This window comes from Paenibacillus sp. lzh-N1, from assembly GCF_002872435.1.
GTDB classification, from domain to species: domain Bacteria; phylum Bacillota; class Bacilli; order Paenibacillales; family Paenibacillaceae; genus Paenibacillus; species Paenibacillus polymyxa_C.
In genome coordinates this window covers 2844977-2867969 of sequence record NZ_CP025696.1, presented here as the reverse complement: position 1 = coordinate 2867969, position 22993 = coordinate 2844977, and the positions used below count along the sequence as shown (strand labels likewise).

At 46.7% G+C, this 22993-nt stretch carries 26 protein-coding genes and 1 riboswitch; of the genes, 9 read left to right on the top strand and 17 right to left on the bottom strand.

Annotation, left to right across the window (positions count from 1 at the left end):
* Window positions 1-22 precede the first annotated feature (22 nt).
* The 3 genes from C0638_RS13045 to C0638_RS13035 all read left to right on the top strand — a co-directional run bounded on the left by C0638_RS13045 (window position 23) and on the right by C0638_RS13035 (window position 1989).
* Window positions 23-268, top strand: coding sequence for a hypothetical protein (locus tag C0638_RS13045; RefSeq protein ID WP_025674119.1), 246 nt, complete (start codon window positions 23-25; stop codon window positions 266-268).
* 203 nt (window positions 269-471) lie between these two features.
* Window positions 472-1131: a futalosine hydrolase gene (locus C0638_RS13040; RefSeq protein ID WP_058712383.1), complete on the top strand. Its 660-nt coding sequence runs from the start codon at window positions 472-474 to the stop codon at window positions 1129-1131.
* Complete coding sequence (locus tag C0638_RS13035; RefSeq protein ID WP_013372897.1) at window positions 1132-1989, top strand: 1,4-dihydroxy-6-naphtoate synthase; 858 nt, start codon at window positions 1132-1134, stop codon at window positions 1987-1989.
* A 161-nt stretch (window positions 1990-2150) separates the two neighbouring features.
* Here the strand turns inward: C0638_RS13035 and C0638_RS13030 are convergent, their stop codons facing one another.
* The 5 genes from C0638_RS13030 to C0638_RS13010 all read right to left on the bottom strand — a co-directional run bounded on the left by C0638_RS13030 (window position 2151) and on the right by C0638_RS13010 (window position 5130).
* Window positions 2151-2471, bottom strand: coding sequence for a hypothetical protein (locus tag C0638_RS13030; RefSeq protein WP_013372898.1), 321 nt, complete (start codon window positions 2469-2471; stop codon window positions 2151-2153).
* 313 nt (window positions 2472-2784) lie between these two features.
* A complete protein-coding gene (locus tag C0638_RS13025; protein ID WP_058712382.1) occupies window positions 2785-3075 on the bottom strand; it encodes a hypothetical protein in 291 nt (96 codons plus the stop codon).
* 18 nt (window positions 3076-3093) lie between these two features.
* Complete coding sequence (locus tag C0638_RS13020) at window positions 3094-3420, bottom strand: hypothetical protein (protein WP_013372900.1); 327 nt, start codon at window positions 3418-3420, stop codon at window positions 3094-3096.
* An 81-nt stretch (window positions 3421-3501) separates the two neighbouring features.
* Complete coding sequence (locus tag C0638_RS13015) at window positions 3502-4116, bottom strand: hypothetical protein (RefSeq protein WP_058712381.1); 615 nt, start codon at window positions 4114-4116, stop codon at window positions 3502-3504.
* Window positions 4117-4200: 84 nt separating this feature from the next.
* The gene (locus tag C0638_RS13010; RefSeq protein WP_058712380.1) at window positions 4201-5130 is read right to left on the bottom strand and encodes a DMT family transporter; all 930 of its coding nucleotides are present in this window, start codon (window positions 5128-5130) and stop codon (window positions 4201-4203) included.
* A gap of 148 nt (window positions 5131-5278) precedes the next feature.
* On the opposite strand from C0638_RS13010, the gene C0638_RS13005 reads away from it, so the two are divergent.
* Both C0638_RS13005 and C0638_RS13000 read left to right on the top strand, forming a co-directional pair.
* A complete protein-coding gene (locus C0638_RS13005; RefSeq protein WP_025674128.1) occupies window positions 5279-6157 on the top strand; it encodes a LysR family transcriptional regulator in 879 nt (292 codons plus the stop codon).
* 80 nt (window positions 6158-6237) lie between these two features.
* The gene (locus C0638_RS13000; protein ID WP_058712379.1) at window positions 6238-6603 is read left to right on the top strand and encodes a nuclear transport factor 2 family protein; all 366 of its coding nucleotides are present in this window, start codon (window positions 6238-6240) and stop codon (window positions 6601-6603) included.
* Between the two features lie 155 nt (window positions 6604-6758).
* Here the strand turns inward: C0638_RS13000 and C0638_RS12995 are convergent, their stop codons facing one another.
* Window positions 6759-7526, bottom strand: a complete 768-nt coding sequence (locus C0638_RS12995; RefSeq protein ID WP_058712378.1) for an S-layer homology domain-containing protein — start codon at window positions 7524-7526, stop codon at window positions 6759-6761.
* Window positions 7527-7720: 194 nt separating this feature from the next.
* On the bottom strand, window positions 7721-8080 hold the full coding sequence (locus tag C0638_RS12990) for a HesB/IscA family protein (RefSeq protein WP_013372906.1): 360 nt from the start codon (window positions 8078-8080) through the stop codon (window positions 7721-7723).
* A 372-nt stretch (window positions 8081-8452) separates the two neighbouring features.
* Between C0638_RS12990 and mqnE the strand changes: the two genes are divergently transcribed.
* Both mqnE and C0638_RS12980 read left to right on the top strand, forming a co-directional pair.
* Window positions 8453-9559 carry an aminofutalosine synthase MqnE gene (gene mqnE / locus C0638_RS12985; RefSeq protein ID WP_102163538.1) on the top strand — a complete coding sequence of 369 codons (1107 nt, stop codon included), beginning with the start codon at window positions 8453-8455 and terminating at the stop codon, window positions 9557-9559.
* Between the two features lie 205 nt (window positions 9560-9764).
* Window positions 9765-10832, top strand: coding sequence for an NAD(P)/FAD-dependent oxidoreductase (locus C0638_RS12980; protein ID WP_102163536.1), 1068 nt, complete (start codon window positions 9765-9767; stop codon window positions 10830-10832).
* 113 nt (window positions 10833-10945) lie between these two features.
* On the opposite strand, the gene C0638_RS12975 is transcribed toward C0638_RS12980, so the two are convergent.
* A complete protein-coding gene (locus C0638_RS12975) occupies window positions 10946-11203 on the bottom strand; it encodes a YuzB family protein (RefSeq protein WP_013372909.1) in 258 nt (85 codons plus the stop codon).
* An 88-nt stretch (window positions 11204-11291) separates the two neighbouring features.
* Here C0638_RS12975 and C0638_RS12970 point away from each other — a divergent pair, with 88 nt between their 5' ends.
* Complete coding sequence (locus tag C0638_RS12970; protein WP_013372910.1) at window positions 11292-11537, top strand: NifU family protein; 246 nt, start codon at window positions 11292-11294, stop codon at window positions 11535-11537.
* Between the two features lie 90 nt (window positions 11538-11627).
* On the opposite strand, the gene C0638_RS12965 is transcribed toward C0638_RS12970, so the two are convergent.
* The 8 genes from C0638_RS12965 to C0638_RS12930 form a co-directional block, all read right to left on the bottom strand.
* Window positions 11628-12392, bottom strand: coding sequence for an SDR family oxidoreductase (locus tag C0638_RS12965; RefSeq protein WP_025674135.1), 765 nt, complete (start codon window positions 12390-12392; stop codon window positions 11628-11630).
* Window positions 12393-12535: 143 nt separating this feature from the next.
* Window positions 12536-13378 carry a MetQ/NlpA family ABC transporter substrate-binding protein gene (locus tag C0638_RS12960; RefSeq protein WP_013372912.1) on the bottom strand — a complete coding sequence of 281 codons (843 nt, stop codon included), beginning with the start codon at window positions 13376-13378 and terminating at the stop codon, window positions 12536-12538.
* 74 nt (window positions 13379-13452) lie between these two features.
* Window positions 13453-14121, bottom strand: coding sequence for a methionine ABC transporter permease (locus tag C0638_RS12955; protein ID WP_013311839.1), 669 nt, complete (start codon window positions 14119-14121; stop codon window positions 13453-13455).
* Window positions 14108-15139: a methionine ABC transporter ATP-binding protein gene (locus C0638_RS12950; RefSeq protein ID WP_013372913.1), complete on the bottom strand. Its 1032-nt coding sequence runs from the start codon at window positions 15137-15139 to the stop codon at window positions 14108-14110. The genes C0638_RS12955 and C0638_RS12950 overlap by 14 nt, the downstream gene beginning before the upstream one ends.
* 136 nt (window positions 15140-15275) lie before the next feature.
* Window positions 15276-15414, bottom strand: a riboswitch (SAM riboswitch).
* A gap of 128 nt (window positions 15415-15542) precedes the next feature.
* Entirely contained in the window at window positions 15543-16262 is a 720-nt protein-coding gene (locus tag C0638_RS12945; protein WP_102163534.1) for a Cthe_2314 family HEPN domain-containing protein, read from the bottom strand.
* A 54-nt stretch (window positions 16263-16316) separates the two neighbouring features.
* The gene (locus C0638_RS12940; RefSeq protein WP_102163532.1) at window positions 16317-18083 is read right to left on the bottom strand and encodes a UbiD family decarboxylase; all 1767 of its coding nucleotides are present in this window, start codon (window positions 18081-18083) and stop codon (window positions 16317-16319) included.
* A gap of 130 nt (window positions 18084-18213) precedes the next feature.
* Window positions 18214-19146: a COX15/CtaA family protein gene (locus C0638_RS12935; RefSeq protein ID WP_013372916.1), complete on the bottom strand. Its 933-nt coding sequence runs from the start codon at window positions 19144-19146 to the stop codon at window positions 18214-18216.
* Window positions 19147-19361: 215 nt separating this feature from the next.
* Window positions 19362-19706, bottom strand: coding sequence for a thioredoxin family protein (locus C0638_RS12930; RefSeq protein WP_102163530.1), 345 nt, complete (start codon window positions 19704-19706; stop codon window positions 19362-19364).
* A 235-nt stretch (window positions 19707-19941) separates the two neighbouring features.
* Between C0638_RS12930 and C0638_RS12925 the strand changes: the two genes are divergently transcribed.
* Window positions 19942-21231 (top strand): DUF2515 family protein, encoded by a 1290-nt coding sequence (locus tag C0638_RS12925; RefSeq protein ID WP_013372918.1) that lies wholly within the window; start codon window positions 19942-19944, stop codon window positions 21229-21231.
* Between the two features lie 18 nt (window positions 21232-21249).
* Here C0638_RS12925 and C0638_RS12920 read toward each other — a convergent pair whose 3' ends face one another.
* Window positions 21250-22884, bottom strand: coding sequence for a putative polysaccharide biosynthesis protein (locus C0638_RS12920; protein ID WP_102163528.1), 1635 nt, complete (start codon window positions 22882-22884; stop codon window positions 21250-21252).
* Window positions 22885-22993: the final 109 nt, after the last annotated feature.

The following is a 22993-nucleotide window of genomic DNA, read 5'->3' as shown; positions in this document are numbered from 1 at the left end:
TGATATAGGGAGGATTTACGTTATGGAACCCAAGAAAACGCCACGTGTACTGCAAAAAAACATCGAATTTTTTACCGCGGCGCTGTCTCAACACCTCGTTTCGGTCTGGCAAGAAGACCCTGCAGGCGTATACTGTGAGATAGGCTGTGGCTATATCGAATTGTTCAGCAGCGAGATGATTCGGGTGCGCAATCAGAATGGGACCCCAAGCCATTATGACCGCAATATCACAATGTTTCAGCTAATCACGAAGGATCAGCCGATATAATTATTATATGCTATGTCTGCGCTGTTCTTCCAGATTAGAATGGTTATATGTTTAAACTACCAATTTTCATATCTGTTGAATCTTGCAGGTTTCTCCGAAAAAGCGCCATAGAGCGCTTTTTTTGTCGACTTTTTTTTGAACATCGTTTGGAAAAGCAGTATGATAAGAAAGCATATTACCTAAATTTAAAGGGGAATCAACCGATGGAGCATACAACATCAGATGGGCGCATCCTGGTCATGACCGCGGTTGAAGGCGAACGGGAGGCTGTGCTGCGCGGCCTGAAAGGCGACACACGCTTTGTGGTCGAACTGGCTGGTGTAGGCGCTCCGTCCGCAGCGGCTTCAACCGCGCTGGCACTAGCTACAGGCGATTACCGTCTGGTCATTAGCGCCGGAATTGGGGGCGGCTTCGTGGAGGCCGCTGCACTGGAGAGCGTCGTCGTCGCTGACGCGATTATTGCCGCCGACCTGGGGGCAGAGACGGCAGAGGGTTTCAGCAGCGTGGACGAGCTGGGTTTTGGCTCCAGCCGCATTGCCGTGAACGCTGCCACCACGCAGCGATTCGTTCAGGCGCTGCGTGACGCTGGCCAGACGGCCGTCGCCGGACCGATCCTGACCGTCTCGACGGCCACCGGCACGGCGGCAACAGCGGAACGCCTAGCCAAACGCGTTCCCGGAGCTGCTGTCGAAGCGATGGAAGGTTACGGCGTTGCCGTGGCGGCCAACAGGTTCGAGCTGCCGATGATGGAGATTCGCACGATTTCCAATGCTGTTGGTCCGCGTGACCGTGCAGCCTGGCGAATTAAAGAGGCTTTGCAAGCGTTGGAAGCCGCATTTTCTACATTAACGGAGGTTATATAGATGCAAATTGCTTTTTCACCTTGTCCTAACGACACTTTTGTCTTCCATGCCTTGGCTCATGGATTAATTCCGGGCGCACCCGCGCTGGACATTACATTCGCCGATATCGACATCACCAACAATCTGGCGATCACACCAGACGGACTTGATATCATGAAAATTTCGTACGCTGCACTTCCTTGGGTGCTGGATGAGTACGCCCTGCTGCCTTGTGGCGGCGCACTGGGCCGGGGTTGCGGGCCGCTCGTGCTGACCAAGGAAGATTCCACCGTCAAAGGTCCGGAAGCCCTGTCCGGCAAGCGTGTAGCTGTTCCAAGTGAACGTTCCACTGCTTATCTGCTGTTCCGCCTATGGGCGGCCAAGCATGTGCCTGGGGGTGTCGGCGAGATTGTCGTGATGCCGTTCGACCAAATTATGCCTGCTGTCCGTGACGGACATATAGATGCGGGATTGGTGATTCATGAAGCACGCTTCACATATCCGTCCTATGGACTTAGCAAGCAAGTTGATCTGGGGAACTGGTGGGAAGAAGATACAGGACTGCCAATTCCCCTCGGAGCTATTATTGCCCGTCGTACGCTGGATCTGGATGCGATCACCAACTGGATACGCGCCTCTGTCGAATATGCTTGGAAACATCCCGAAGCTTCGCGTGAATATGTATTGTCTCATGCGCAAGAGCTATCACCCGATGTTGCCCAATCGCATATCGACCTGTATGTGAACGATTTTACCGCTAATCTGGGCGATAGCGGTTATGCCGCCATCGAAGCCTTGCTCGGTCGCGCCGCACAGGAAGGGCTGGTGCCTTCGTTTGATTTAGCCAAACTGCGCCTTACGTCCACAACAACACGTTAAAAGGCGCAGACATGCCATGCATGTTATCTCCTGAATAAAGCAGCTTAAACATATAAAACCTCCCGAACGAGCACATTGCCTAGCCATGCGCCCCATTCGGGAGGTTTTATGATTTCAATTCATGATGCAAATCTTCATGAGATCTCGCTTGATCTCTATTCTTAGCTCTGTTCTTGCTCCACGACCTCGGTCTTAAACACGTTATCCAGTTTGGTACCCAATCGTTTGACCAGGGGGACCTTGATATCCCGACTCAGCTCCTTGAAAAAAGCGTCCATGTCACAATTAATCTTATCCAACACGACCTTTACGGTGCCCTCTTCCAAAATCTGCTCATTCAGATCCTCAGGTACCGTAACCGAGATATCATACTTCTTGCATAACGTTTTAATGTAGCGGCTAAAGATTTCGATAAGCTCCTCATTGTTGAACTTCTCAACTGCAACTTGCCCTTTGTTCGTAAATTTCAAATTCACTCTCACGTTAGCATTTCCCCTTTTCCTTTTGACCATTTATTTTGGATAAACGTTGAACCCTTCAGAGGCTCTTCAAAGAAAGGGCCTTACCGGTCGTTTTAGACTCTTGTCCTTTGATATACTAAGTATAACACATTAAGTCCGTTTTCATTTCCCAACTTGTCGTTTTATGATAAAAAATGATACATTTTGCGCATTTTCAGCATAATTTCTTTCTTTTCATGCCAATCATTAGGAATAGTTTATACACAAATACACAAGAAAACGCCTATCTGGCAAAAGAAAGACGTCTCCACGTTGATGCTTAAGCAGTATGCATTTATAGAGGTTTCGTACATTCCCAACCGTGTGAACGATACTCACGCACAGCATCTCGTATATCCTCAATATCATCTGTATGCAGCAAAATGGCAGGTAGAATTACCCAGTACTCATTCTCCGCTAGATCAATAAATACGTCCTCGACATCATAATATTGCATATCGCCAAATGCCCTATCCCTGATTTTCTGTCCAACCAAAGGTGTAAAAGGGGAATCAAATGTTTTGGTCACCTTCGTATATTCCTTCACACCCGTTGCCGAGATTTGCTGTGAAACAATGACGCTCAATGGTGTTACCTCCCTGACCTAATAATGCTCATTATAACCTTCTCTCAGACCTTCTACAAAACCTTGCGCGAAAAAAATCATAAAAATCAACAGGCCAATGCCAATGGCGACGGAGCTGATGACGATAATCAGGATGCCCTGCGTGTTTCTTTGTTCCATCTTTCTAGTCAAAATTCCGAAAACAAGGCCGATAAGCCCAAGTAAGCCTCCAATGACAAAAAAACTAAATACGAACCCCAAACCTGAAAAAATCCAGCCAAATAGAGCGAGCACCCAGCCTTGCGGCTGCGGCTCACTCTGTTTCATCTGCCAGCGTTCCCTCGCTGTAGGTGTGTATCTGTCCATTTCTTAGCTCCCCCGCTCAATTTACATTCCATAAGGCAAAGATCTGTAATGCCCAGCATCGGATTAACGTTAAGTTCCTTCCTATTGCTGACCAGTGAGCTTAAAAATGCCGCCTTCCCGCTTACCAAGCGGATAATTTTGAACCGTTATTTCCACCTTCGTATTCTTATCCCATACCGGAAGCTTGTCAGATGTATTGTACTCTTTCATAGCTATGTTGATGACTTCCTCTGCCTTCTTCGTCAATGCAGCAGAAGACATATTATATTTGCCATAACCTTGATAAGCACCGCCAAAACCGAGATTAGGTTGGTTGTTCACATTCAGTAGCACACCCTTCAACTTTCCATCCTCTGCCACATTAAAAGTCACTTTTTCCAATACAAAATCATCAGTAACGACAGATGTCTGCTCTAACAGATGCGTTATGGATGACAGGTTGGCTGCTAATTTAACTTTTCCCAGTAGCGCCTCTGTATCATTTTGTTGCTTGGTTAAGACTTGCGTTGTCTGTTTTAGCGATGCATTCGCTATAGTTAAAGAATTGACCTTTGTATTCAGATTATAGTTCCATACCGCCAAGGCTATACAGCCTAGTACAGCTACTCCTGAAATGACCGTTGCCACAACTGCCAGCTTACGAATAGACTGTGGTTGCGACTCCATAGTCTGAGTATGACCGCTTAACTCTCCCATACCAAACTTCCTCTCTATTTATATAGTCATATTTTACTATTCTCCCCTCTGATATTCTAGTATATTTTTCCTAATCCTATATTTCTAAGCATTTGTACAGGAATTCGTTTCATCAGCCTTCGAGCTTTGGTTCGCTCGTTTTCCGGGAGAAGCCGTATTTACTAAATACACACTAACTGCAATCAGCACCAACCCTACTACAAATGTCAAAGTGAGGGATTCTCTGAGCATGACCATACTAAAGATCGTGGACAGTACCGGAATCATAAACGTATATGAGCCGACGGTTCCCGCATCCCCGTTGTCGATTAGCTTAAAATAAATCAGCCAGCCCATCGCAATCACGAATATTGAAATAAATAATAGAATCGCGATAAAGGAGGCTGTCCAGTGGATATCGCCCCATTTCTCGGTCGTAAACCCAATTCCGTTGAGTAGGACCCCTCCCAGAATAAGCTGCATCGTCACCGCCCAAATGGAATCCAGTTGTTTGCTTTTTTTCTTCATATAAATCGTTCCGAGCGCCCAGCATAGTCCTGAGGCTAGCCCCAATACAATGCCCAGCACAGACAAATGACCTGTCATTCCACCGGAGCTAATCACGATTACTCCGCCAAAACCCAGTACCAGTCCAATGACTTTCAGGGGAAACATACGCTCTCCTAACCACAACCAGGAGAATAATCCCAACAAGATCGGCTGAAGGAATACTAAAGTGGAGAACAACCCAGCAGGCAGATAACGCAACCCTACCGTCTGCAAGCCATAGTAGCCTGCAATATTAAATATAGCCAGCACAAGATAAGTCCACGCATTTTGTCTAAGTCGTAAACCTTCCCGGTTACGCATAGCAAACAACAGCAGAATCACACCACCCAGCAGCGTGCGGATTCCCGAAAAAAATATCGGCGGCGTATCTGGCAAAGCCAGCTTGGTCAACGGCCAGTTGATCCCCCATACCATCACTAATATCAAGACAAGCCACAACGTAGCTTTAGGCGTTAATTTTTTCATAGATGTCTCTCTCTCCTTAAAATTTCATTGCGCATTGCTTACGACTAAAATCTGAATAGCCGTTTGCAAAGTTTTGCTTTACTAGCTTATACTGTGGTCACTAATAAATAAAATGAATGTTTTCAATAAGGGAGATAACTTTTCACTTATGACTATAACTCAGATTATGATCTTTGTTCGCGTAGCTGAAACACTAAACTTTACTCAAACTGCCCATGAGCTGCATATGACGCAACCTGCGGTCAGCCATGCCATCGCTAGTATCGAGAACGAGCTTGATGTCCAGCTATTGCTGCGCGATCGAAAAAGAGGCGTGCTGCTGACAGATATTGGGCACAAGGTGCTGCTGCAATTTCGCATGATGCTGCAAAGCATGGAAAAAGTACAGCAGCAGGTGGCCGCTGAAAAAGGCTTGGACGTAGGTACAATCACGATTGGTGCCTTTCCTTCTGCCTCAGCCTATTTTCTGCCCCCCATTATTCATCATATTCGTCAGCACTATCCGAACCTTGTTTTCGATTTACATGAAGGCTCTACCAATGAGGTCAAGGAGTGGGTGCATACCAGAGAAATTGAAGCGGGAATCATCCTGTTGCCAGACCCTGAGGTAGATGTAATTCCTTTATGTCAGGATGACATGATTATTCTCTTGCCTGACGGTCATCCTTTTCAATCGCACGACAAAATCGCCATCCGAGACTTGAATCAACAGGAGATGATCTTTTGTAAAGGTGGACATGAGGTCGCCATTATGGAAGGGTTTGAACGCGAACAAAGTCAGTTGCAAGCACAATTTATTACTCACAATATCAGCACGCTGGTCAGCATGGTCCGACAAGGACTAGGTATGGGCATTGTCTCTTCTCTCGCCTTATCTACGTTCCCCCATGATCTGACCGTCAAGGAAACCACGCCTCTAATCACGCGTCAAATTGGTATCGCTATCCCCTCTCTACACAATGCTTCACTTGCTGTACAGTTATTTGTGCGAACCGCGCAGGAGCTGTTTACGGATTTGAAACAATAGAGCAATGGTAACGGGATATGGGTAGGTGTATAATGTTTCCTTTACTTACTTGAATCATTGTCATAAGGAGGTCTATTCATATGCAGGAAAATCAAATCATAGAATACGAGGAAAAGCTGCGTAAAGCAATGTTGACTAGTGATGTGAAGATCTTGGATGAGCTTATTCATGATAAGCTTATATTCGTGAATCACTTTGGACAGGTGTTGAACAAAGAAGCGGATCTGGAAGCCCACCGTTCGGGTGTTTTACATTTTACGGATATTCAAGTTCTTAATCAATCAGTAATTCCGCTGGATGATACTGTCGTTACGGTGACCCGCGTTTCTTTACGAGGAACGGTAGGCCATGATCCCATTGAAGATGAAATGTGCTATACACGCGTTTGGCACAATATAGACGGGGCGTTGAAGATCATTTCAGGGCATTGTAGCACGGTAAAATAAGCTTAGTCGCGAATCCGCCATGGATGCGAAATCTGACTAAGTCAGGTGAGCAGCTACGGCAAGAATCTTCGTAATTAAATCAATGGCACGGTGTAAGACACAAGAGCACTAACCATTTTAGGGATAGCGCTCTTCATTTTTACAGTCTTGTTAAGTCACTTGGTTGTAGCATCATACAAACGCTGTAAAAGGGTAACAGCTTCAGCACGTGTGACCTGTGCCTTTGGGCGAAGGTATCCATTGTCAGCGGTAAGGACGCCCATCTTGGTAAGGGTGTAGAATGCTTCTGCCTTTTGATCCTGGAAATCTCCATCATAGGAGTACTCTTCTCCCGTTGTGTCGATGTACAGTACCGGATAGTAGGCTGAGAATTTGTCATTGTAATTTGCCTGGCGAACTTTCATATCGTTGTACTGTGCAGCTGAGGAAATTACTTCGGCAATCTCAGGATGAAGAGTCTGATTGGTATAATCTGTTCGAACAGAAGCAATCATCATCATATCCCAACGGGTCAGCGGTTTGTCAGGATTGACATAGAATTGATAGTTTGGATATTTGCCCCCTACACTTTCAGCAAACGGCCACACATAATCCCCGTTGAATATAGCTGCAAAATCTTGATTCGCCCAGTGCTTGCGTGCATCTACAAACTCTGAAGATTTACCCGCTGAATAATTGACTTCTGTAAAAAGTTTATGAAACATATGTACAAATTCTGCTTTTGTTATGGTTTTGCCTGGCTTGAAGGTCCCATCCGTATAGCCGCTGACAACACCTTTGTCGACCATCGAATGAATGGATTCGGCAGCCCATTCATATTTTGTACCATTCACATCGGGAAACGTAACTGCCGCCATTGCGGATTGACTGAACAACAGTGCCACCGCAACCACAGGGGTAATCAGCCATTTCTTTTTCAACATCTTGTTCCACTTCCTTTAGGTAAATTTACGTAGAAAATAGTTCTCCAGACTCAATGTTATATCGGTATTTCCTATGCAAAAGATGAACCTAAACACAAAAACGACCTTCGCAACGAGTAAAATTCGTTACAAAGGCCGTTATCCGTAACCTAAACGTATATCTTTAGGAATAATTCAGACCACCATTCGAAAAATTAACAAGGCTCTTCGTTTGGTTTCCCTGCATCTGTAGCTGTACGGAAGCTTGAACCGCAACCACACGTAGCTACAGCATTTGGATTATGAATCGTGAAACCGCCGGACATACCAGACTCTTCAAAGTCGATTTCCAGACCGTCCAGATAGCGGATACTATCCTTTTCCACGACTACTTTCATATCCTGTACATTCATATATATATCTTGATCCGTCTCGTTGTCGTCAAAGCCCATGGCGTACGAAAATCCTGTACAACCACCTGGCGTAACACCCAGACGTAAAAACATATTCGGCGTTTCCTGCTGCTCCAGCATTTCTTTCAGGCGTTCAGCAGCGGAATCGGTGATGTTAATCATAGCTCCATCCTCCTCTTTTACTTCATGCTCCCCTTCAGTATACTCTCTTATTTGCAGGTGCTCAAGTCATGGAATGTCCTTCCGTTACAGGCTTAAACACCTCTTTTTCTACTCGTTTGTATTGAACACCAGTGGTGTGAGGTTTATAATAGGTGAAGAGTGTGTTAAAGAAACTGTCGGAAATTTGTCATTTCAAAGGCGAAATTAAGAGACATTCGTCATTGTAGCCTGGCATTGTAACATTTTTCACATATCGTATATCCGCGCTGCCGGATTCTTACCGACGGAACGGGACATCCTGTGCGCATCAAGCGCTTGTGCCGCTAATTTGGCGGGCAGCCTCGCACAGAGCAACTTGAAGGAGGAATAGGCATGTCCACATTAGTTACACCTTTTACAGACCGCAGAATGGCGGAAATTGTAGAAAAGGTACAAAACGGGATTCGTTTGAACCTCGAAGATGGTATATATTTGTATGAAACTGACGATATTCTCACATTGGGCCAGTTGGCTAACGAAGCTAATTTACGCAAGAATGGAAAAAAGGTTTATTTTATTGAAAACATGAGCCTGTACTTCACCAATGTATGCGAAGCGCGCTGCGCGTTCTGCAATTTCCGCAAGGATCAGGGGGAGGAAGGCTCTTATACGTTGTCCGGACAGGAAATGATTGATTATGTAGAGCAACATATCCATCCAGGCGTAAGAGAATTCCATATCGTCGGCGGTCATAATAATCATGTACCTTTCCAATACTATGTAGATTCACTGAAAGCGCTGAACGAAAAGTATCCCAATGTTACACTGAAAGCATACACTGCGGCGGAAATTGACTTTTTCACACGCATAAGCGGCTTGAGTATTAAAGAAGTTCTTCAAGAGCTGCAAAAGGCAGGACTTCAATCTCTGACTGGTGGTGGCGCGGAAATCTTATCTGATGATTATCGGAAGAAGATGCGTGTTACCAAAGCCAATGTGGACCGTTATCTTGAAGTACATCGTACGGCCCATAATCTCGGTATGAAAACTCATACGACCATGCTGTACGGTTCAGTCGAAACTTATCAGGATCGTATTGAGCATATGCTGCAAATTCGTGAATTGCAGGACGAAACAAACGGATTTATGGTATTTATCCCACTGTCCATGCAGCCGAAAAGCAAAAACGCCAACATCATGCGTCGCAACTCTGCTTACGAGGATCTCAAAACTATTGCGATCAGCCGCTTGATGTTGGACAATATCGACCATGTTAAAGCTTACTTCATTAATATTGGTCCACAATTGACGCAGGTTGCTCTTACCTTTGGCGCATCAGATGTCCATGGCACGATTGTGCGCGAGCAGATCAGCCATGCTGCAGGTGCGTTAACCCCTTCCGGATTGACACGTAAAGAGCTAATCTGGCTGGTCAAAGGTGCTGGACGCATACCTGTAGAACGTGACACCTTCTATAACGAAATCGAAGTTTTCGAATAAGTGTAACATCGGATTCAGATTTCCCGCGTGCATTTTATCCCCATTACTCACACCATGCAGCCTCATGCTGCCCCGGAACACACTGGTCTGTCTGCCAAAGGCAGGCTCGCTTTTCCGGGTTTTACAACAACAAAAACTTGTGGCTAGATCGACAAGACACCAGACCATTGCCGGGGACACGGTAACGAAAGGACGGCGGATTTTGATGAAAAATTTCGTTATTCTGGGGGGCGGCTATGGCGGCCTTACCATTGCCAAAGAATTGCTGGATAAACACATTCCCGACAATATTCAAGTTATTTTAGTGGATCGAATGCCCTTTCAGGGCTTGAAAACAGAATACTATGCCCTTGCGGCAGGTACCGTATCTGATTTTGATTTGCGGGTACATTTTCCCGATGAACAACGCCTTATTCGCAAATATGGAGAAGTCACATCGATGGATCTTGAGAATAAAATGGTCCATTTTCAAGACGGTGAGCCTTTGCCCTATGACCAGCTTGTCATTGCACTAGGTTGTACCGACCGCTTTCATAATACACCGGGGGCAGAAGAATACAGCTGTACAATCCAGTCCTTTAATCATACTCGCCAAACGTATCTGCGCTTGAATGAAATCAGGCCTTATGGACATGTCCATATTGTAGGTGGCGGCCTAAGTGGTGTCGAGATTGCTGCGGAGTTACGTGAAAGCCGCGCGGATTTGAATATTACGATTATGGATCGGGGCGAGCGGGTGCTATCAGCATTTCCGCAACGTTTGTCTGCGTATGTACATGCCTGGTTCAAGGAGCATCATGTGAATGCACTAAATCATGTTGCGGTTTCCCGTATTGAGCCAGGAGCTATTTACAACCGTGACGAGCAAATTGTGACCGATGCGGTTGTATGGACAGCTGGGATTCAGCCCGTTAAAATTGTACAGGATTTAGCAGTTCCTAAAGACCCTCAGGGTCGCATCGTGCTAAATGAATATTATCAAATACCAGATCATCCTGAAGTGTACGTCGTCGGAGACTGTGCGAGCCTTCCTTACTCTCCAAGCGCTCAGGCGGCAGAGGTGCAAGGAGAGCAGATTGCCCACATTGTACGCGACCTGTGGAAAGGCCAAACGCCTCACCCGCATCCTCTAAAGCTACGCGGTACATTAGGTGCGCTGGGCAAGAAGGCCGGATTCGGTTATGGCTTTATGGGCAGTACCTCATTGCGTGGACGAGTGCCACGTCTGCTGAAAAGCGGTGTGCTCTGGAAGTCCAAACGCCATTTTGGCTAATTGGATACTCAACAAACAAAGAAGACCTGCTTCCAGGTCTTCTTTGTTGTTGCATCTATGAGTAATATATATTTTCTACAAGAGAAGGCTGGCCCTGCGGATGACTTCTATTTTCAATCCAAATCCAGGTTGTCCCATGCTTCGGCTTCTTTAATTTTGTTTAGAATCACTTCGTACAGAAGCTCTGCTGAATCTGCGGATACAATTTCACCGTTAACCATCGCATAAGGCTCAGCGTTACACTGACCGCAATTGCTTAGGCAGCCGTATTCAATCACATCATAATCTGGATTCTGTTCCAGTTTAGCCATAATCTCATCAGTACCAAAATGCATGTTACTGGTGCAAAATTCAATAATAGGTCTTAACATTTTTTTCACCTGCTTTGGATGACGGGCATTTTAATTTGGCCCGCTTTGTAATATAATAAACAAGGTATAGGAAAGGAGTTGAATTCTAATGAGCGAAGCACAAAGCGTTCAGATGTATGATGAAGTAGCAGACGTACTGGATAAGCTCCGTCCGTTCCTGCAACGCGATGGCGGTGACGTTGAGCTGGTTGACGTTGAAGACGGCATCGTTAAGCTGAAGCTGGTAGGTGCTTGCGGCAGTTGCCCAAGTTCTACAATTACGCTGAAAGCAGGGATTGAACGCGCTCTTCTCGAAGAAGTTGAAGGCGTCCAAGAAGTGGTACAAGTATTCTAATGCTTGATGCATAATGATCAGAGAGTCTTGAGTTCGGTAACGAAGCTCAAGACTCTTTTTTGTATTACAGCGTCTGAAGCTCTCTCAAGCTTATATGGTTGGCCGAATGGGGTCCAATCCTCCGGACACATCCATAATATTGCCTGTTATAAAATCTGAATGCTCCTCACACAAATAGGCGATCACTCGCGCAATGTCCTCTCCGCTTCCTGGACGCCCAAGCGGTGTCTCTTTATCCTGCATGCCGATGACATCGGCAATCGACTTTTCCTTGTTCGCTCCTCGGATATCCCCTGGACAGATCATATTGACCGTGATGCCATAGGGAGCTTCCTCTACAGCTAGTGACTTCGTAAAAGACACCAGCCCCACCTTGGCAGCTGCGTAGACAGCCCGATGCGGCCAAGCCCTTGCTTCTCCAGCATGACCAAAGCCAAAATGAATAATACGTCCCCATTGCTGGCTACGCATGTGCGGCAATACCAAATGATCCAGCAACATGGTACCGACCAAATTTCCCTGTATCATGGCATGAATCTCAGCTACACTGTAGTCCGCAAAAAGACGGCGTTCCCGGATGAAGGGTCCGGCATTGTTCACCATAATATCAACCCCGCCCAGACGATCCTGCACTTCACCGATCAGCCTCGTGATATCTTCCTGAACAGAGATATCTGCTTGTAAAGATAGACAGCGTACTCCCTTAGATTCAATTACCTGCTTAAGCGCTTCGGCTTCAACCTGGCTATGGACATAATTTAGTGCAATGTCACAACCTTCATCAGCCAAACGCAGAGCGGTCATTTTACCTAAACCTTTGGCACTGCCCGTTATGAGTGCGACTTTGTCTCTCAACAGTTTTCCTCCTCTTCACAGAGAACGGTCACCCCCAAGTATAAAATATTTAAGCAATCCCTACAACTCCAGCCAAGAAGAAACCCCAGTCCTCTTGTTCAAGAGAATCTGGGGTTTACGTTCAGCGGTTTCTTATTTTCTGCTTAAAATGCAGGGATAATTGCGCCTTGATATTTGTCTTCAATGAATTTTTTAGTTTCTGGAGATTGCAAAGCTTTAAACAATTTTTGGATCGCTTCGGAATCTTTATTGTCAGGACGTGCTACCAGTACATTAGCATATGGAGAATCTTTGTCTTCCAGTGCCAATGCATCCTTGGTCGGGTTCAGCTTGGCTTCCAAAGCGTAGTTTGTATTGATTAACGCAATATCCACTTCAGGCAACTGACGTGGCAGCATAGCTGCTTCCAGCTCTTTGAATTTCAGGTTTTTCTTATTTTCAGTAATATCTTTTACGGTAGCTTCAATGTTGCTTGCATCCTTCAGCTTGATCAGACCTTGTTTCTCCAACAGCAGCAATGCACGGCCTCCATTGGTTGCATCGTTCGGAATCGCTACTGTCGCACCGTCTGGAAGTTCATCAAGCTTTTTATATTTTTGGGAGTAGATACCGAATGGCTCCAGATGAACCGCGCCAATAGATACCAGATCCATTTTACGCTCTTTATTCATCACATTCAGGTAAGGTACATGTTGATAAAAGTTAGCATCCAGTTGCTTGTCGAACAATTGCACGTTCGGCTGTACATAGTCGTTAAACTGAACGACTTGAAGACGAACTCCTTCTTTTTCCAACTGAGGCTTGATCGCTTCCAAAATTTCCGCATGTGGCACAGGAGAAGCTCCAACTTTCAGTTCGACTTCACGTGGTGAACCGCCTGTATTTTCGGCCGCATTGTTTGTATCCGATGTAGTGCTCTTTGTACCGCAAGCAGCCAGTACCGCAATTAATGTCAAGCTCAATACAGCCAATACCCATTTCTTCATGTTGTTACCCCTCCAATAATTTGTAATATTCAGGATCAGACGTCCTGATCAATAAGGATATCTATATGTTTTCCCTATTTCCGAGTATAATGCCGCACAAGGCGATCTCCTGCCATTTGCAGCAATTGTACCAATACGACCATCAGTACGACTGCAACGATCATTACTGCCGTTTCGTAACGATAATAGCCGTAGTTGATTGCCAGCGTACCCAGCCCACCGCCCCCGATCATACCGGACATTGCCGTGTACGATACGAGTGTAACGACGGTAATGGTTAATGCGGCAAGCAGGCCCGGAAGTGCCTCACGCAACAGCACACGCCGGATAATTTGTCCTGTCGAGGCTCCCATCGCTTGTGCAGCCTCAATGACACCTTTGTCCACTTCACGCAGAGACGTTTCGACAAGACGTGCAAAGAAAGGGGCAGCCCCGATAACCAATGGCGGAATGGTTCCCAGCACTCCGGTCGAGGTACCTACCAACGATCGTGTAAAAGGAATAAGTGCAACGATCAAAATGATAAATGGTACGGAACGCAAAATATTAACGATGAAGGATAATACAATGTATATCACCTTCATCAGAGTCAACGAGGAGCGGCTCGCCAGAAACAACAATATACCGAGCGGCAAACCAATAACGAGGGTGAACAATGCAGATGCCCCGAGCATCTGAAGGGTTTCCAGAGTAGAATTCCCCAGCTCTTCCCAACTCACTTGCGAAAAATCAAGTTCGCTCATTGTCAATCACCTCCACATCAAGTCCTTGTCCAGATACTTCGCGCAGCGTATGCTCTATATCTGAATGGTTTCCTTCAAAACGAACGATCAGCTGTCCATACGGTACATTTTTAATCGTAGAGATGGTTCCCTGCAAGATTGCAAAATCAACACCCGTACTTCGAGCCGTACGCGACAGAATCGCATCATAAGTTTTACTGCCCAAGAAGGAGATACGTACCACCTGTGCCGATTCCCCGCTACCTGCAGCTGCAATCGCTGCTTGTAACTCCTCGGGATGTTCTGCCTCCCGCTGGATAAAGTCCTTAGTTACCTGATGCTGTGGCTTCAAAAACACTTCCGCCACCGGACCTTGCTCCACGATATCGCCCTGATGAATGACGCCAACTCGATCACAAATGCTTTGAATGACATGCATCTCATGAGTAATCAATACGATGGTCAAATTAAAACGTTGATTAATATCCAACAGCAATTTCAGGATAGACCCTGTCGTCTGCGGATCAAGCGCAGACGTCGCTTCGTCACACAGCAACACATGCGGATCACTAGCCAGTGCCCGTGCAATTCCTACCCGCTGCTTCTGTCCACCCGAGAGCTGTGACGGATATTTTCCACTGTGTTCTTTGAGCCCCACTAGTTCCAGCAGCTCGCGAACTTTCTTGTCCATCTCCTGCTTAGGGGTATTTACCAGACGCAATGGAAATGCAATGTTGTCATACACTGTCGCTGAAGACAACAAATTAAAATGTTGAAAAATCATTCCGATTTTTCGACGTTGCTTCTGTAACTGGGATTGACTCACAGTGACAAGATTAACCCCATCTACCCATACTTCGCCTGAAGTAGGGCGCTCCAATAAATTAATACAGCGGATCAACGTACTTTTGCCCGCCCCGGAATGACCAATCACCCCGAATATTTCTCCACGCTTTATAGAAAGATTCAACCCGGACAACGCATTAACGCGTCGGTTGCCTTTACCATAATGCTTGGTTAATTGCTTAAGCTCTATCAACGTGCTGCGACCCCCTTCACTTCTTCCTTACCCTTTTAACCAGTTGTCATCTCTCAGGATTGTATAAAATCGCTATTTATTTATACAAAAAAGAGCCCCTTTCACAGAATGAAAAGGGCCCCACCTTGCGAACCTTTTCTCATCTGCCAAAATCGCTATAACTCTAGCGGTTTTGTAGGAATTAGCACCATATGTTCCCTCCCGGTGCATTACACCGGGAAAGAACGGGTTGCCGGGCTTCATCGGGCCAGTCCCTCCACCTCTCTGGATAAGAAAATATGTTAAACTCCAGCTTTAGCTGTCCGTTTAGTTTATATAAAAAAATAATTCAAGCATTTTTCTGAAACTAGGTTTCAGTATAGATAGTTTACATTGCTTTGTCAAAGGATATTTTCTGTCATAATTATGGGCGCACTGCCCGGTTCTCCCATTGTTTCGCAGTATAAGAAAATGCGTTTGATAGCGACCGGCATACCATTTCCAAGCCCTGCTGCAAATCTTCCAGATGGTGATCGAGGTCCTCCAGTTGGATTTTGCCATACAAAGCACGGTGACGTTGCCAGAGATCATCCTGCATTTCCGTGTTCATATAGTGTATCTCCGTATTTCGCCGCTTACGCAGGCGATTGATGGCATCGTTATATGTGTCCTTGATATCAATTAAATTATCAGTCAATATAGGATGCATTTTGAGATACTTCAGCTGTCGCAACACAGTAAAATACGAATAATGCGCCTTATACTGCCCTGTTTTTAAATCATATAGGTCATTCATCCAGTTACCCAACTTATCCAAAATAGAGAATACCCGCACAAACCCATCCTTATAAAAGAATACGTACAAGGCATAATCGGATTTTTCATCCTTGCTCATATCTTCAGCGTATCCGGCTTTTACTTTCATACGAAAAAAGGCGGCAGCATGATGGCTCTGCTCCAGTTCATCCAATGACGACATTAGACCACGCGTCAAAATATCCGCCTTCCGAAAGTCATGAGTCGGATCACCACTGACCTGGATTTGTCGTTCCAGCAAATGTAACATGTCTGACATGCTATTCATGGCATCCAGCAGGAAACCATTATTTACACGCGGGGGCTCGCCCAACAGCTTGCGTATCATGCTTCACGCCTCCTTCATATCTGTAAAATCCGGCTGTTAAGATGCTTTAAGGCGTCAAGCGAAATAACTGGTCCACCGTTGATCTACAAGCTTAACAATATCCTCACGCGGCAGGACCTCATCAGGGTAGCCCGGCTTCATACGTGCATCCACCACAATCGGCAGCTTATAGTTCAGGTGATGTAAACGCACTTCGCTGTCAGCGTACATATCTGTAGCCGGGTTAAAGCGTGTGAATACCGTCCACAGGAACGAAGCTTGGGAGCGAACAACTTCTTTGGCATCGTCCACGATAAAGACAAGTGGCCACTCTTGCTCACCCGCAGCTAATCGCTCCAATACACGCGCAGCGAGTTCAGGCTCCTGCTCAAAGGACGAGCCGGATACAACGAGGCATCCTCCACAATAGGGTTCGATGTCACGAATTCCCGGCAGATCGCCCCCTTCATAAACGCGAGGCAATTCACGCACAGGCTCGCCTACTCCCATCAAAATCGCCTTACTGCCATGATTCAGCTTACGGCCCGTGTAATCGAGTGTATCGTGAGACGTATGGTTGAAAATAAACAAATCTCTGGCTGGATTAAATCGTTCCAAAATGGTTTCGAGCAACAGGTTAAAGTCGGATAAATCGATTACCCGATCCGTCAGCATCAGGAATTTGGTCAACGACAATTGGCCTTGACCCAGAATGGTAAAGCCGGATACCAGCGCTTCACGGGAGTAGCTTTCACGTACGACTGCCGCTGCCAGCGCATGTACACCTGTTTCCGCATATGCCCATAACGACTTGACGGAAGGCATTACAAGCGGATAGGCGGGCGACAACAGACGTTGCAAAAACTCGCCGAGATAGTAGTCTTCCTGCCGCGGCTTACCTACAATGGTTGCCGGATAAATGGCATCTTTACGGTGATGCATATGTTTGACATGAAACACAGGGAAATCATGTTGTAATGAGTAATAGCCAAAATGATCACCAAACGGTCCTTCCGGGCGACGTTCATGAGGCGGCACATAGCCGCTGATCGCAAATTCGGCTTCTGCCGGAATCCGATGACCTCCGAGCGGGTCTTCCGTCATGGGCAGCTTGCCCCCCATAATAAGGGAAGCCAGCAATAGCTCAGGCAAATTTTCCGGGGCAGGAGCAATCGCAGACGCAATCAGAGCAGGCGGGCCACCGATGATGATCGTCGTAGGCAACGGCTCATTACGCAGCTCTGCTTCATGATAATGGAAGCCGCCGCCTTTATGGATCTGCCAGTGGATCCCAGTCGTCTGATCATCATAAATCTGGATGCGATACATCCCCAAATTATGATCCTTGGACTGACCTGGCTTTTCGGTATACACGAGCGGAAGCGTAATGAACGGTCCTCCATCCTCGTGCCAGCTGGTCACTCTAGGCAGTGGAGCCAGCGGAGCATCAGTACGGCGAACGCCCAATACAGGGGCTTCGCTATGAGATACTGTTTTTAGTCCTACTTTTAGCATGTCCTTAATCAGCCCACGTTCATTCCACAACGCTTTGGGGGTAGGTGGAAGCAACGTTTTGGTCGCACCTACAATTGCATCCATCAGTTGCTCTGGACGAGGGCCAAAAGCCATGTCCACACGGCGATTCGTACCGAACAAATTACTAGCTACAGGAAACGGGGTTCCTTTGACATTTGTGAACAGCAGCGCCGGACCTTCTTCCTCAATGACTCTTCGGTGGATCTCTGCCAGCTCCAAATAAGGATCGACAGGTGCTTCTATAATTTTAAGATCATTTTCTTTACGTAGCGCTTCAATAAATTGGCGCAAATTCTGGTAGATCAACTGGATGATTCCTCCTAAGCAAATCAAGCCCTCGAGAAACTCGTGGGCCTGGTTTGTTTCTTATGATGTTATTATACGTGTTCCAAAGCCTCTTGGGCAAAAATACGCTTCATTATAATCTACAAAATGCTTAGGTACGCTGTGCTTGGGTCGGAACAAGCTTGCGGTCCGGTGACAATTGCCATACACGATAGCTCAGATAAGCCAAAATGGAGAACAACGATGCAATCACCAGCATATGTCCCAGCACGATAAACATGTAAATTTCAGGTCTGTTGACGTATAGCAAGATAATGCCAATCACCACTTGAAGAATAATCAATACGACCGATACGACACCCAGGGTACGAATATCCCGGTGATTCGGGTGATAACGGTATGAGTAGTGACCCACAGCCAAAATAATGACAAACAGCAGACCGGCTGAAATCTGATGAAGCAGCAGTGGAGATATGAAACCCCCAATATTTACAACCTTCTGGATGACCGAATGACTAAGCAACGCTCCTGAATAGACAGCAATATAGGTATAAATCGTTGATAGCCATATAAAGTTACGATAGCCCCGACTGACACGCCCAGGAATCAGACGTGGAGTGTAGCGTGAATCCGCATGCTCCTGCCAGGCCCCCAGCGTCATCATGGTCGCACTGGCAAAAGCAATAAGCGCAAAGCCAAAATGCAGCCCCATGACTGCAGCCGATTGGGAGAAGATGACAGCCAATGCCCCCATCGCACCTTGTATGATAACAAACAATAGCGTGAGTAAGGAGAATAGCTGTAAATCCTTCCGATGCTTCATAAACAGCAAAAAGCCGACAAACGAGGCGATAGAAAGAATTCCGGCCATGGCACTGACGGAGCGATGAGAGAACTCAATAAGGGATGCGATGGTATGCGCCGGAACCAGCTTACCATTACAAAGTGGGAATTCTCTTCCACAGCCGAGACCCGAATCCGTTCGCGTCACGACACCTCCACCGAAGGTAGCCAAAAACATGACAATACATGTTACGAGTGCCAGCCATTTTAATATTCTGATTTTGTTATTCAATGAATTCACCCGTATCCTTCCAAATATAATATTTATTCACTTTATATGTTGTGAAATGATCACTTAAAGTAATTATAACTGATATATCGTTCCTTGACATACGAGCTTTGTTGACAAAATGTGAACGTGTCCGTAAGAAAGCCGCCTCCTTCGAAAGGAAGCGGCTTTCTGAATATCCTGATGATTAAGGTTCCCTGCGGAGCCCTCATACATACTATTATCCGTTATTTTGCCAAGTTAGCATGGACTTCTACAGCCCGGTCCAAAAACTGCTCGATTTCCTCGCGGGATTTACGCAATCTGTTCACCAGACGTACTAGTTCTCGCCCTTCACTGTAAGCGATAAAGCTAGGAATCCCTAGAACATTTTGCTCTTGGCTGACACTTTCGGCCCGTTCTACATCAATCTCAATTAATGTAAGCTTGTCTGCATATTGTTGCTCTACATCAGGCATGAATGGATCAATAAAATGACAATCCCCGCACCAGTCCGCCTTGAACACAGCTACCGTAACACCTGGAGTGGATATTGCCTTATTAAAGTCTTCATGAGAGACGATTTTTTGCATACATAATTCCTCCTTAAACTTCTTTTGTGCAGGAGATCCTGTACTTTCTATTGTAACGCCAAGTGAAGTTTTTGCACACTCCCCTATTATGCTCACATGCCGATTGGAAGCCCTCTCATTGAGACATACTATAGATATACTTAAGAATCCACATAGGCGACGACATCCCAATAGCATACCCAACATACTTGGTGGAATACGGGGATGCCTGCATTTGAAAGGAGGTTATTTAAACATGTCTCTCACCGAATGGCTCCATGTCGCATCTCGACAGCTTCAGGGGGGGCTAAAGTTGCTGGGTTCCGTTCCGCGTGTTGCGGAGGAGGCATGGGAGGGCAAACGTGCGGCCTGGACCGAATCCCGTAAATTACGCTATCCCTTGCGTGATCTGCCGTGGGATTATCATTCGGCACAAGCCGCCATGAATGAAGCTGAAGCATTAATGCTGGTGAACGGACCCGCTACGCGTCCCTCTTCTCTAAATATGCCCTTATGCGAAACAGACTGTGAGCTGCTGGAGCGGATCAAGAACGATACAGCACAGGAGAATCGCAGCAACATCACGCGCACTGCCGCTTATCTTGAATGCTATCGTGGCTACCCGGAATTACACTGGGCATTACTGGCCCATCTGGTTTCTCGTAATGGCGGCTATAATATGACTGACCTGAAGGGGGAGCTCATTGGCAACCTGTTCGGCGAACAGGAAAAGGAGTGGCTGTATCGGCTACTTGAGCGCTGTAACGCTCTTATTTTTCAAGACGCTTATCCACAGTTGCAGCTTTACATGCACAGCCGTCATTTGGGACGGAGTTGCTTCCATTTGTTGCCTCATTTTCACGTTTCGCCATTCATGAAGCCCTTTTGGGAACGTTTCTGGGCTTGGCGGGATAGTTCTCTTTTGACGGTGGCGCTCATTATTAATGAACAAAACTATATTGAAGGACGGGTCGTGAAAAATCCGTACTTTCAAAAATTTGTGACACACAAGCCAGGCTTTTATTTGCATGACTGGCTTCAGCTCAATCAGGTTATATTTCCGCTTGGGCTAAACGGTGGGCTTGCCGGACTTGTCATGGAGCGTTTCGGCCATCTGGATGAGCGGATCGGTTTTGGTAAAAGTCTTTACGCTATGTTATTTGGCCATCAGCAGGTACTGGATCAGGTATCCGCATTTGCTGCCAGCGTGCCGCATACCGGGTCTCGCAGCGACTATTGGCCCGGACTATTCACACCAAATGTACAAAAAGCGCTGCGCTCTCCAGAAGAGAGTGCAACGCTTTTAGCACATGAATGGCTCCCGCCAAGTCAACGTCTGTACAGCCCGGAGCTGAACGCCGTCTGGTCAGATACAGCCTATGATCCGATTCCCCGTTATGACTGGTTTCAGGACGGTTCTACACTTGGGCATATCAGTGAACCAAGACGGCCTCTGTTATTTGCCATGCGCCATGAGCATCGCCATGGCATTCAAAAAACAGCAATGGCCCATGATGCTCATAACAGCTTAAGGTCCTTTCACTGAACAGATGAGAGGGCTTTTTTAGCCTCGTTGTTCAGTGGACTCACGCTGTAGGCGCATTAACGGACGCAATACCTTCTGCAACACGCGCGGATAGTTACCCAGCTCGTCCCTGCGCAATACGCGCAGTACAACCAGCAATACCAAGTAGCATACCAGTACAACCGCTCCGGCAATGCAGCACGCAATCAAGAAGGCTACACGCGCAGGCATCAGATGTACCAGCAAAATGCAGGCTTCATTTACTCCGTACCCGATAGCTCCCGAGACAACGACTGCGGTTAGGAAGCCTGCCCAGCGACGACCCATGATTGAGAAGGAAACAATCCCTTTCAGTACACGTAAATTCAGCAACGTAATGACGAGAAAACATAATCCGGTTGCGGCAATAATTCCGTAAATCCCTAGCCAACCAGCCAGCAGCCAGCTCGCTGCCAACTTCACGACGATCCCAACCATCACATTGACCATTGAAATACGCGGCTTGCCCATACCAATCAATATCGAATTAGAGGTCATCATCGTAATCTGAAAGATCGTTCCGAGTGTCAGAACAGCGATAATCCCGCTGCCTCCAAGCGAGCTGAACAGCAGACCATTAATAGAATAGGCAGTTACACATAAAGCCAGCACAATCGGCATTCCAGTCAGAATAGAGATGCGCAAGGCCAGCGTCATCTGATTTTGTAAATGCTGTTCATCCTTACGGGCAAAAGCCGCTGAAATGATCGGAATGAGCGATTGACTGAGTGCAATGGCCAAAATCGGAGGGATACCTGCCACACTCTGTGCCCTAGAGCCTAGATAACCCAACTGAGTAGTCGCCTGATCCAATCCCACTTGTCCAGACAGCAGTCTAACTACAATCGACGTATCAATAAAATTAACCGCCGGAACCGTCAGAGACGACAATACGATAGGAATAGAGAGCTTGAAAATATCTTTGTAAATGCGCATCATTGGTAGCGCGGAGCTTTCCTCTTGGAATTGCTCTTGACGATCTTGGCGATCCTGACGACGCAATTTCACCGTGTAGTACAGCATCACCCCCAGAGCGCCAAGACTTCCCATGACACCCCCAAAGGAGGCCCCCGCCGCTACCTCACGATCTCCATAGCCAAGCTTCAAAATAATAAAAGCGAGCAGAATTGCGGTGGCTACCCGTGCGACCTGCTCCACAATCTGTGAAATACCACCTGCGGTCATATTACCGCGTCCTTGGAAGTATCCGCGCATCATCGCAATGGCAGGAAACAACAGCAAAGCGGGTGCCAAAGCCTGAATAGCCAAAGCAGACTGCGGAACCCCTGCTACATGCTCGGCAAAATAAGGCGCTCCAAAATACAGCAGCGCCGTAATGATAACACCGGCCACGGCCGCGAATATCAAAGCCGCACGATACACACGTCGCGCTTCCGCAGGCCGATCCAGTGCGTAGCGTTCCGAAACCATTTTGCTCAGTGTGCTGGGAATGCCGGCCGTAGCGACCGTGAGCAGCATCAAATAAGCGTTGTTCGCAATGGTAAACGAGGCGTTCCCGACGGAGCCGAGCAAATGCTCCAATGGAACGCGCTGTACCAGACCAAGCACTCTGGCCACCAAAGCGGCAGCGGCTAAAATAAGCGTACCTTTAAGGAATGTTTCTTTATTGGACAAAATGCGTTCCCTTCTTTCTTGCTGTTCACATGCATGCAAAAGCCCCGCAACAAACAGTCATGGCCTGAGCCATCACCGGTGCGGAGCCGCATGTCGATTCTGTCTCTGC

Bases quoted from the DNA above. Each gene is read 5' to 3' on its own strand.
- C0638_RS12925 (WP_013372918.1), top strand. From the start codon at position 19,942: ATGTCTCTCACCGAATGGCTCCATGTCGCATCTCGACAGCTTCAGGGG.
- C0638_RS13000 (WP_058712379.1), top strand. From the start codon at position 6,238: ATGCAGGAAAATCAAATCATAGAATACGAGGAAAAGCTGCGTAAAGCA.
- C0638_RS13035 (WP_013372897.1), top strand. From the start codon at position 1,132: ATGCAAATTGCTTTTTCACCTTGTCCTAACGACACTTTTGTCTTCCAT.
- mqnE (WP_102163538.1), top strand. From the start codon at position 8,453: ATGTCCACATTAGTTACACCTTTTACAGACCGCAGAATGGCGGAAATT.
- C0638_RS12955 (WP_013311839.1), bottom strand. From the start codon at position 14,121: ATGAGCGAACTTGATTTTTCGCAAGTGAGTTGGGAAGAGCTGGGGAAT.
- C0638_RS13005 (WP_025674128.1), top strand. From the start codon at position 5,279: ATGACTATAACTCAGATTATGATCTTTGTTCGCGTAGCTGAAACACTA.
- C0638_RS12995 (WP_058712378.1), bottom strand. From the start codon at position 7,526: ATGTTGAAAAAGAAATGGCTGATTACCCCTGTGGTTGCGGTGGCACTG.
- C0638_RS13020 (WP_013372900.1), bottom strand. From the start codon at position 3,420: ATGGACAGATACACACCTACAGCGAGGGAACGCTGGCAGATGAAACAG.
- C0638_RS13010 (WP_058712380.1), bottom strand. From the start codon at position 5,130: ATGAAAAAATTAACGCCTAAAGCTACGTTGTGGCTTGTCTTGATATTA.
- C0638_RS13015 (WP_058712381.1), bottom strand. From the start codon at position 4,116: ATGGGAGAGTTAAGCGGTCATACTCAGACTATGGAGTCGCAACCACAG.
- C0638_RS12930 (WP_102163530.1), bottom strand. From the start codon at position 19,706: ATGCAAAAAATCGTCTCTCATGAAGACTTTAATAAGGCAATATCCACT.
- C0638_RS13045 (WP_025674119.1), top strand. From the start codon at position 23: ATGGAACCCAAGAAAACGCCACGTGTACTGCAAAAAAACATCGAATTT.
- C0638_RS12945 (WP_102163534.1), bottom strand. From the start codon at position 16,262: ATGATACGCAAGCTGTTGGGCGAGCCCCCGCGTGTAAATAATGGTTTC.
- C0638_RS12990 (WP_013372906.1), bottom strand. From the start codon at position 8,080: ATGATTAACATCACCGATTCCGCTGCTGAACGCCTGAAAGAAATGCTG.
- C0638_RS12960 (WP_013372912.1), bottom strand. From the start codon at position 13,378: ATGAAGAAATGGGTATTGGCTGTATTGAGCTTGACATTAATTGCGGTA.
- C0638_RS13040 (WP_058712383.1), top strand. From the start codon at position 472: ATGGAGCATACAACATCAGATGGGCGCATCCTGGTCATGACCGCGGTT.
- C0638_RS12975 (WP_013372909.1), bottom strand. From the start codon at position 11,203: ATGTTAAGACCTATTATTGAATTTTGCACCAGTAACATGCATTTTGGT.
- C0638_RS12980 (WP_102163536.1), top strand. From the start codon at position 9,765: ATGAAAAATTTCGTTATTCTGGGGGGCGGCTATGGCGGCCTTACCATT.
- C0638_RS12970 (WP_013372910.1), top strand. From the start codon at position 11,292: ATGAGCGAAGCACAAAGCGTTCAGATGTATGATGAAGTAGCAGACGTA.